This window comes from Vibrio sp. 10N.261.54.A5 (assembly GCF_041471145.1).
GTDB lineage: Bacteria > Pseudomonadota > Gammaproteobacteria > Enterobacterales > Vibrionaceae > Vibrio > Vibrio crassostreae_C.
In genome coordinates this window covers 1-8946 of sequence record NZ_JBFRNU010000080.1, presented here as the reverse complement: position 1 = coordinate 8946, position 8946 = coordinate 1, and the positions used below count along the sequence as shown (strand labels likewise).

At 44.2% G+C, this 8946-nt stretch carries 8 protein-coding genes and 2 tRNA genes; 6 read left to right on the top strand and 4 right to left on the bottom strand.

The features are described from left to right. Nucleotides 1-24: 24 nt before the first annotated feature. The 3 genes from AB4329_RS21125 to yeiP form a co-directional block, all read right to left on the bottom strand. Complete coding sequence (locus AB4329_RS21125) at nucleotides 25-507, bottom strand: RNA methyltransferase (RefSeq protein ID WP_017061495.1); 483 nt, start codon at nucleotides 505-507, stop codon at nucleotides 25-27. A gap of 147 nt (nucleotides 508-654) precedes the next feature. Beyond that, complete coding sequence (locus tag AB4329_RS21120; protein ID WP_004741258.1) at nucleotides 655-984, bottom strand: HI1450 family dsDNA-mimic protein; 330 nt, start codon at nucleotides 982-984, stop codon at nucleotides 655-657. 10 nt (nucleotides 985-994) lie between these two features. Next, nucleotides 995-1564, bottom strand: coding sequence for an elongation factor P-like protein YeiP (yeiP, locus tag AB4329_RS21115; protein WP_017055115.1), 570 nt, complete (start codon nucleotides 1562-1564; stop codon nucleotides 995-997). Nucleotides 1565-1701: 137 nt separating this feature from the next. Here yeiP and AB4329_RS21110 point away from each other — a divergent pair, with 137 nt between their 5' ends. Then, a complete protein-coding gene (locus tag AB4329_RS21110) occupies nucleotides 1702-2469 on the top strand; it encodes a nucleotidyltransferase domain-containing protein (protein WP_372139223.1) in 768 nt (255 codons plus the stop codon). Nucleotides 2470-2562: 93 nt separating this feature from the next. Here AB4329_RS21110 and AB4329_RS21105 read toward each other — a convergent pair whose 3' ends face one another. Continuing rightward, entirely contained in the window at nucleotides 2563-4926 is a 2364-nt protein-coding gene (locus AB4329_RS21105) for a DNA polymerase II (RefSeq protein ID WP_372139222.1), read from the bottom strand. A 426-nt stretch (nucleotides 4927-5352) separates the two neighbouring features. On the opposite strand from AB4329_RS21105, the gene uvrY reads away from it, so the two are divergent. The 5 genes from uvrY to AB4329_RS21080 all read left to right on the top strand — a co-directional run bounded on the left by uvrY (nucleotide 5353) and on the right by AB4329_RS21080 (nucleotide 8901). After that, nucleotides 5353-5997, top strand: a complete 645-nt coding sequence (gene uvrY / locus AB4329_RS21100; protein ID WP_004729778.1) for a UvrY/SirA/GacA family response regulator transcription factor — start codon at nucleotides 5353-5355, stop codon at nucleotides 5995-5997. A gap of 15 nt (nucleotides 5998-6012) precedes the next feature. After that, on the top strand, nucleotides 6013-7845 hold the full coding sequence (gene uvrC / locus AB4329_RS21095) for an excinuclease ABC subunit UvrC (protein ID WP_029235668.1): 1833 nt from the start codon (nucleotides 6013-6015) through the stop codon (nucleotides 7843-7845). Between the two features lie 46 nt (nucleotides 7846-7891). Then, a complete protein-coding gene (gene pgsA / locus AB4329_RS21090; protein ID WP_017061490.1) occupies nucleotides 7892-8449 on the top strand; it encodes a CDP-diacylglycerol--glycerol-3-phosphate 3-phosphatidyltransferase in 558 nt (185 codons plus the stop codon). A 266-nt stretch (nucleotides 8450-8715) separates the two neighbouring features. After that, nucleotides 8716-8789, top strand: a tRNA-Cys gene (locus tag AB4329_RS21085). 36 nt (nucleotides 8790-8825) lie between these two features. Next, a tRNA-Gly gene (locus tag AB4329_RS21080) sits at nucleotides 8826-8901 on the top strand. Nucleotides 8902-8946 lie beyond the last annotated feature (45 nt).

The window sequence follows — 8946 nt, the reverse complement described above, 5'->3', positions numbered from 1 at the left end:
CTCGTATCTCGTATCTCGTTTCTTTTACTTATGATTCGAAAAGTTATCGCCTTTCGCTAGTCGGTCGTAAAGCACAACATTCACTGATGCCGCTAGATTCATACAGCCGTTGGTCGGAACGTAAATCGTCTCACGACAGAAATCTGTGATTTCTTTCTTTAGCGTGCCATCTTCTGGGCCAAAAATGTAAAACGCACGTGGTGGGTGCTTGTAATCAGGTAGAGGCTTAGCACCTTCAATCAGATCAACAGCAACCGGCACGCAGCCTACTGGAATAATATCTTTCAGCTCTTCAACACCAATCAAAGGCAGGGCTAAGTGCTTTTCTTTGGTATCGGTATGGAATTTTCGCGCATGGTCGTAGCGTGTGCCAGTGTAAAACACAGAGTTGGCGCCGTAGCAGCCAGCTGCTCGCATCACTGAGCCTACGTTTTCTGGCGTCTTTGGGTTAACTAGGCCAATGCAGGCATAGCCTTTTGATTGTGTGTCTGTTTTTGCTTTGGTCATAATCAGTGAATCTAACGTTGATGATGAAAGTGATGAATCACGATGGAAAATAGCGTGATAAAAATAGCCGAGCAATGGGCTCGGCTAACTTTTAACTCGCTTACATGAATACTTGTTTACTCATGCAGATGAGCGTCAACAGCGGTATTAGTCGCGTTTCCACAGCATGTGACAGAACTTATGTTCTGGATCACGGCTGATTAACATGCGAGCAAATACGTCGTCTAGAACGTCATCAGCTTCATTCACAAGACCAATGCGCACTTCAGCGTAGATCTCTTTGTCGACTTCAAAGCCAACATGTTCAACCCAATCATCGCCAGTTTCAACAAGCTCTGCTGCGCCACGATCTTCAAACTGAGCAGTGAAAAGAATCACGTCTGCAGGCTCTAGGTTGTCAGGTGCCATCTCTAGGAAGATGTCGTATGCAGTGTCAATTGCGTCGTCATAAGACATTAGGTCGTTAGCTTCGGTCATAATAAGTATCTTAGCTTGCGCGGTTCATGTATTTACGTTCAGCAGTGTTTACTACTACTTTGTCGCCAGTCGCGATGTATTCAGGTACTTGAATAGTAAGACCTGTAGAAAGACGAGCAGGCTTAGTACGAGCAGACGCTGATGCACCTTTGATTGAAGGATCAGTCTCTTCGATAACTAGTTCAACAGATGTTGGTAGCTCAAGCGTTGCAGCGTTGCCGTCGATAAGGATCGCGTACATGCCTTGAGTTTCTTCGTTGATGAACAGTAGTTCGTCTTCGATAGTCTCACCGTTGAAGATGAATTGTGTGTAATCTTCGTTGTCCATGAAGATGTACTCGTTGCCATCAACGTAAGAGAACATTACTGCACGCTTAGTTACGTCAATAGTTTCAACAATTTCGTCAGCCTTGTGGCGAACTTCAGTTTTAACGCCAGTTGCTACATCGTTACCACGGAAGCGGTAAATCTTTTGGCCGCCACGGCCGCCTGGTGTTGTTACTTCGATATCTTTAACGATCACTGTTTTGCTTTCTACTGTGATAGCAAAACCTTTTTTAATTTCACTTGCTCTAGGCATTTTGTGTTTGTCCTTAGTGGGTCTATCCGCTGATTATATCTCGGAGATGCTATAAATAGGAATAGCTTGAATCATAAAGTCACCTAGGCGATCATAGAGTTATAGTTAAATCATTATTTTATTTACCGAAACGACCTATGCAGCTACCCGTTATTGACCCAACACAGCCTTTTCAACCTGAATTTCAACCTGTGGTTAACGATCTGATTACCTTTCTAAAAGGTGGGTTAGGATCTAATCTGCACAGTATTTATATTTATGGCAGTGTGGCTCGTAAGCAAGCCGTCTTCGGTCGCTCCAATCTAGATGTGGTTGTGGTGACCCATCGACCGTTTCCTGACCAACGAACCACTTTGTTGAACACCATCAAATGGCGTTTCCAAAAGAGCTTCCCGCAGGTAACTCAAGTGGCGATAAAAACTACCTTAGTGAGTGAGATAGTCGATTTCGACAATATCTTCACTTGGGGTTTTATGCTCAAGCATTTAACCGTGTGTGTGCATGGTGAAGACTTATCAGACTGCTATGGTGATTTTGAAACAAGTTGGGAAATCGCTAAGCACTGGAATATGGATGCGGAAAACTGGTTGGCGGTGTATCGCAACAAGATCGCACGAGCGACAACGCCAGAACAACAAGTCGCTGCGCAGGTGATTATTGCCAAGAAGCTTCTACGGGCGAGTTACTCACTGGTGATGTACCGCGATAAATATTGGTACGATGATCCTGTTGAATGTGGCCAACAGTTCTTGAAGTATCACCCAGATCGAGAAGTCGAAATCCAAAGGTTGGGCATTTTACTTTCTGGTCGACCAATCCCTAAACGTTCGGTGATCGGTATTCTTGATGGCTTTGGTGAGTGGTTGATTAAGCAGTATCAGAAAACCGAGTTCAGAATCGGATAGAGATTTATAACCGATCCATTGATACTAAAAAGCAGAGTGTGCTGAAGAACATATCTCTGCTTTTTTCGTTTTAAGAGCATATTGAATATAGTGCTAGAACAAACCCAACTGCTGCCCAGTAACTCTTTCAAAGTCTAAACCGATGAAGGGCAGTATTGCCTCTGCGACCGGTTTAATCTGCTTGTCGATATAGTGCTGATAATCGATACCACTCTTTAAATACTCCTTGGGCTCAGGGCCACTCAGAGTAATCAAATACTCAATGCGTCCTTTATTTTGGTATTGAAGAGGGCGCCCTAACTGAGCATTGATCTCATCGGCCATACGAGCTGCGCGAACCTGCGGCGGAATGTTCTTTTGGTATTCATGTAATTTGCGGCGTAAGCGCTTTTGATACACCAATAAATCATCATGTTTGCCAGCAGAGGTTTCATCAACAAACTGTCTGACGTAGTCGGTTGGATCTTGATCGTGAAACACCATCTCATACAAGGTTTGTTGGAATTGCTGTGCGAGAGGTGTCCAATCGGTGCGTGCACTCTCAAGCCCTTTAAATATGATCTTTTCTTTACCGCCTTGAGTGATTAATCCGGCATAACGTTTCTTCGAGCCGGTTTCTGAACCTCTAATGGTCGGCATTAGAAACTTGCGATAGTGAGTCTCGTATTCCAATTCGAGTATTGAGGTTAGGTTGTGGGTCTCTTTTAAGTGATTCGTCCACCAATCGTTGATGTAAGCGACCAGTGTGTTCCCGATCTCGTCTGCTTTTTGCTGATCATAACTGCCGTTCAGAGACACGAAGGTTGAATCGGTATCGCCGTAAATCACTTGATAGCCTTTGTCTTCGATCAGAACCTTGGTTTGCTTCATGATCTCATGTCCACGCATGGTAATTGAAGACGCTAACCGGGTATCGAAGAAACGACAACCAGACGAACCTAACACACCATAGAATGAGTTCATGATGATCTTAATCGCCTGAGAGAACGCTTTCTCGTTGTTCTTCTTCGCCACATCACGTGCAGCCCAAAGGTTTTCGATCATCTCGGGCAAGAAGTGTTTAGAGCGGTGGAATTGCCCACCTCGAAAGCCATCAACGGCTTGGTTTTCTGCTGGGCCTAGTTCAAGCTTCAACCCTTCAATTAGTCCCATAGGGTCAATCAGAAACGAGCGAATGATCGATGGATACAGGCTCTTAAAATCGAGTACCAAAACCGAGTCGTACAGATTGGGAATTGAATCCATCACATAACCGCCGGGGCTCGCAATCCAATTCTCTGGCTCTAAGTTCGGTGCGACATAACCCGCTCTGTGGATTTGAGGCAGATATAAGTTAGTAAAGGCCGCAACAGAGCCACCAACGCGATCCAGCTCAACACCGGTTAATCGAGAGCGCTCAATCGCGAAGTCGAGTAGGTGAGTGTGCTCGAAGATGCTGTTTACCAGTACGCAGTCTTGAAGGTTGTACTTAGCGAGTGAGGGTTTATCGAACTTAAACATTCGGTTTATCTCATCCATACGGTCATGAACGTTATGGATGTCTTTGCCTTCCCCAAGCAGCTCTTGCGATACCGACTCAAGAGACCAAGAACGGAAGTGGTAGGTCGCTGTCTTGAGCATATCAATACCATCCAAGACAACGCGCCCCGGAATCGTGATAAAACCTTGCTGATTTTGAGCAGAACTGCGGAAAAAGCTCGGTTGGTTGTCTCTGCCGATGTTGAGCTTCACTTCGTTCCATTCTGAACGTTTGTGCAGCAGCCTAAAATCGAAGTCGATAACATTCCAGCCAATGATGATGTCAGGATCAAATTCAGAGAACCAAGCTATCATGGCTTCAAGTAGCGCTTTCTCGTTGGCAACCCATTGGATATTGGTTTCAGCTTGTTGTGCTTCGCCGACCATGATTACTCGGCTGTCCATCGGGCTGTCTAGGCCAATTGAATAAAGCACGCCTTTTTCCGAACACTCAATATCAAGCGAGACCACAGATAGACTGGGTAAGTAATCACCTGCTCGGCATTTTGCGTTTGAGACTCGACGATGCTGATTTTTTTGCACAGCAGATCCGGTGAACTCAATACTTCCCTTGATAAAACGTTCCATCAAGAATCGATCGGCGAGTCGAATATCGCTTTCAAAGGTTTGGATTTCTTCGTTGTGAAAGGCTTGCGCTAAACCAAAGCTGCTTCTCGACAGTGAGGTGTAACACGCGGCGAGAGGTGTTTGCTCGAATGTGGCTAATTCTAGAGGCTTAAATTGGCAATCGATCGACTCTTTCGCTGCGATTGCCTGACATGCCTCAACGTCAGATTGAGCGACAAAAAATACCGGTTTTTCATTTTGAATCGTCAGCAGAGTAGGGCCTTGAGGGGTGCTTAACCACAAGTCGATTTGTGTGCGCCCTGAAAAATCTCTTGCTTGTCTTGTGAGTACAAAGCCTTGCTGAATATCCAATGTAGTAACCTATTGAAATGGGGAATCGAATACTACCATCTAGCGACCTTCTGCGCACAAAAGGCAGTAAAAATACTAACTAAATTCTAGTTAGTAGAGGCAAATAACGGGACTCTATAAGCAAATAAGTGAAATTGTCGCGAATGGTTATTCAATGGTATTGAAAATATCTTTATCTTATGTAATTTTATTGGGTGTTGTTTTAACTGGTTGATTTTTAGAAAAAGCTTGTTGTTTTAGTTAGCTTATTTGTTAATAAGTACTTGCTAAAGTTCGTGTTTCAGCACATATTCAACAGAGCTTTTTTTTAGTAATTAAGTTAAGATGTACTCAATGCTGCGATCCACTGTTCCTTTGTTCAATTGTTTCAAACAGATGAAATGACACAGTGGTTGCAGAGCCAATTAATAGTGTGGAGATACAAGTTTGATAAATGTTTTCCTTGTAGATGATCACGAGCTGGTTCGCACAGGGATACGACGTATTATTGAAGACGTCCGTGGAATGAACGTAGCAGGGGAAGCTGAAAGCGGTGAAGATGCTGCAAAATGGTGTCGTACTAACAATACTGACGTTATTTTGATGGATATGAATATGCCTGGTATTGGTGGCTTAGAAGCAACCAAGAAGATCTTGCGTTTCAACCCTGATGTTAAAATCATCGTTCTAACTGTTCATACGGAAAATCCGTTTCCAACTAAAGTGATGCAAGCTGGAGCTGCTGGTTACCTTACTAAAGGGGCAGGTCCGGATGAAATGGTAAATGCAATTCGAGTGGTTAATAGTGGCCAACGATACATTTCACCAGAAATTGCGCAGCAGATGGCTTTGAGCCAATTCTCGCCTGCGTCTGAAAATCCATTCGCAGACTTATCTGAACGTGAACTTCAAATCATGATGATGATTACCAAAGGTCAGAAAGTGACGGATATTTCAGAACAACTCAATCTAAGTCCTAAAACAGTCAACAGTTACCGCTACCGCTTGTTCAGTAAGCTGGATATCAGTGGCGATGTAGAGCTGACGCATTTAGCGATTAGACATGGAATGTTAGACACTGAGACCCTTTAACACTGAGATCGTATAGTGACCAACTTGTTTGACTCAGTCTCATTCCTCAAGACAGTAACAGAGCAGCCCGGCGTTTATCGAATGTATAACGCCGAGGCTGCCGTTATTTACGTCGGTAAAGCTAAGAACCTCAAAAAACGCCTTTCCAGTTATTTCCGTAAAAAAGTCGACAGTGAAAAAACACGCGCTCTAGTTAGTAATATTGACAAGATCGATGTCACTGTAACGCACACGGAAACAGAAGCGCTCATTCTTGAGCACAACTACATCAAGCAGTACTTGCCTAAATACAACGTACTTTTGCGTGATGATAAGTCGTACCCTTATATTTTTATTAGCGGTCACAAGCATCCTCGTTTGTCGATGCACCGTGGTGCTAAGAAGAAAAAGGGCGAATACTTTGGTCCTTACCCTGATTCCGGCGCTGTGCGTGAGACGCTACACCTAATCCAAAAGATTTTCCCTGCCCGCCAGTGTGAAGATACGGTTTATGCCAATAGAACGCGCCCGTGTTTGATGTATCAGATTGGTCGTTGTGCTGCGCCATGTGTTAGCTCAATCATCTCTGATGAAGAGTACAGTGAACTTATCGACTACGTTCGTCTGTTCCTGCAAGGGAAAGACAAATTAGTCCTTGAGACGCTCATCGACAAAATGGACAAGGCAAGCCGTGAGCTTCGTTTTGAACAAGCTGCCGCTTTCCGTGATCAAATCCAAGCGATTCGACGTGTGCAAGAACAACAATACGTATCTGACGATTCAATGGAAGATATGGACGTGTTGGGATTTGCTCAAGAGAATGGCGTAGCGTGTATTCATATCTTGATGATTCGCCAAGGCAAGGTTTTAGGCAGTAGAAGCCATTTCCCTAAAATTCCCAACAATACGGTGCGAGAAGAGGTCTTTTCGAGCTTTTTAAGCCAATACTATCTTGCGCATAGTGAAGCGAGAACCATCCCAACCCGTTTGATTCTCAATGCCGATTTGATGGAAGATGTCACACCGATTCAAGAAGCCTTGTGTGAAGTAGCGGGTCGTAAGATTCACTTCAATACCAACCCTTCAGGTACTCGAGGTCGTTACCTTAAATTGTCTAATACCAATGCATTGACGGCTATTACCACCAAGATTAATCACAAGATGACGATTAATCAGCGCTTCAAAGAGCTCCAAGAAGTGCTGTCGATGGATGCTATCAAGCGCATGGAATGTTTTGATATCAGTCATACCATGGGTGAAAGCACGATTGCGTCGTGTGTGGTGTTCAATCAAGAAGGCCCGGTTAAACCAGAGTACCGTCGTTACAACATCACCGGCATTACAGGTGGCGATGATTATGCAGCGATGGCTCAGGCGCTTGAGAGACGTTATTCGAAGCAACTCGATGTCGACAAGATCCCAGACATCATCTTTATCGATGGTGGTAAAGGTCAGCTAAACCGCGCTCATGAGATCATTTCTCAATATTGGGGTGATTGGCCGTTTAGACCAAGAATGATGGGTATTGCGAAAGGCGTGACGCGTAAACCGGGTTTAGAAACTTTGGTAACCCTTGAAGGTGAAGAGTTTAATTTACCTAGCGATGCACCAGCGCTGCATCTTATCCAGCACATTCGTGATGAGAGCCATAATCATGCGATTGCAGGGCACAGGGCGAAACGTGGTAAAACGCGCAGAACCAGTGCTTTGGAAGGAATTGAAGGGGTAGGACCTAAACGTCGTCAAGCTTTGCTGAAATATATGGGTGGCTTACAAGAACTTAAGCGTGCAACTGTCGAAGAAATAGCCAAAGTGCCGGGCATTAGTCATTCTTTGGCAGAAAACATTTATCAAGCATTGAAACAATAGTAAAAATCCCGCACCATTAAAGCGCAATTAATAAGAGCCCAATAATATGCGTTTGAATATACCTAACATTTTGTCCTTACTGAGACTATTTTTGATCCCAGTATTCGTTGTCGTTTTCTATCTACCTTATCAATGGGCTCCTTTCGCTGCTGCGATGGTGTTTTGGGTAGCCGGTTTCACTGATTGGCTAGATGGCATGCTAGCTCGTAAGTTAGGGCAAACGTCTCGCTTCGGTGCCTTCATTGACCCTGTGGCTGACAAAGTGTTGGTCGCTACGGCTCTTATCCTGATTACAGAGCATTACCACTCTATTTGGATAACTATTCCAGCCGTGACCATGATTGCTCGTGAGATCATCATTTCAGCGCTTCGTGAATGGATGGCTGAAATCGGTAAACGCGCAAGTGTTGCGGTATCTTGGGTTGGTAAAGTCAAAACGGTTTCTCAGATGTTCGCTCTTTGGGTACTTATCTGGAGATACGACGACTGGATGGTGTGGGTAGGTTACATTGCACTGTATGTCGCCACCGTTCTTACTTATTGGTCAATGGCACAATACTTGATGGCTGCCAAAGACGATTTGTTAGACGAAAAACATCATTGATGAAGAAGCGAGCTGAGGCTCGCTTTTTTGATCTTTAACCTAAGGTTAAGTTATCAATAGTGGATATCTAATGTGATATAGATCTCCTTTGAATAACCCGCTCACAGTGTGTTTTGAACATAAAGTCAGCTATTTGGCCTGTTTCGTATGAAATCTATTCAAACGAATTAAAAATACAAAAATAATATTGACTCAATCGTCTGAATCCGTAGAATGCATCCCGTACCCAAGAGGATGGCAATGAGCGATTCGATTGGAGTTACTAAGGCGCCTTGGCAGAGTGGCTATGCAGCGGATTGCAAATCCGTGGACCTCGGTTCGACTCCGGGAGGCGCCTCCATTCTCTCTTTCTTCTAGAAAGAATTTGAATGAAAATGCGATACTAGCTCAGTTGGTAGAGCGCAACCTTGCCAAGGTTGAGGTCATCGGTTCGAACCCGATGTATCGCTCCAAATTTTGTAATGTTGATTGGCGTCAGCATTAAGATGGTGTTTTAC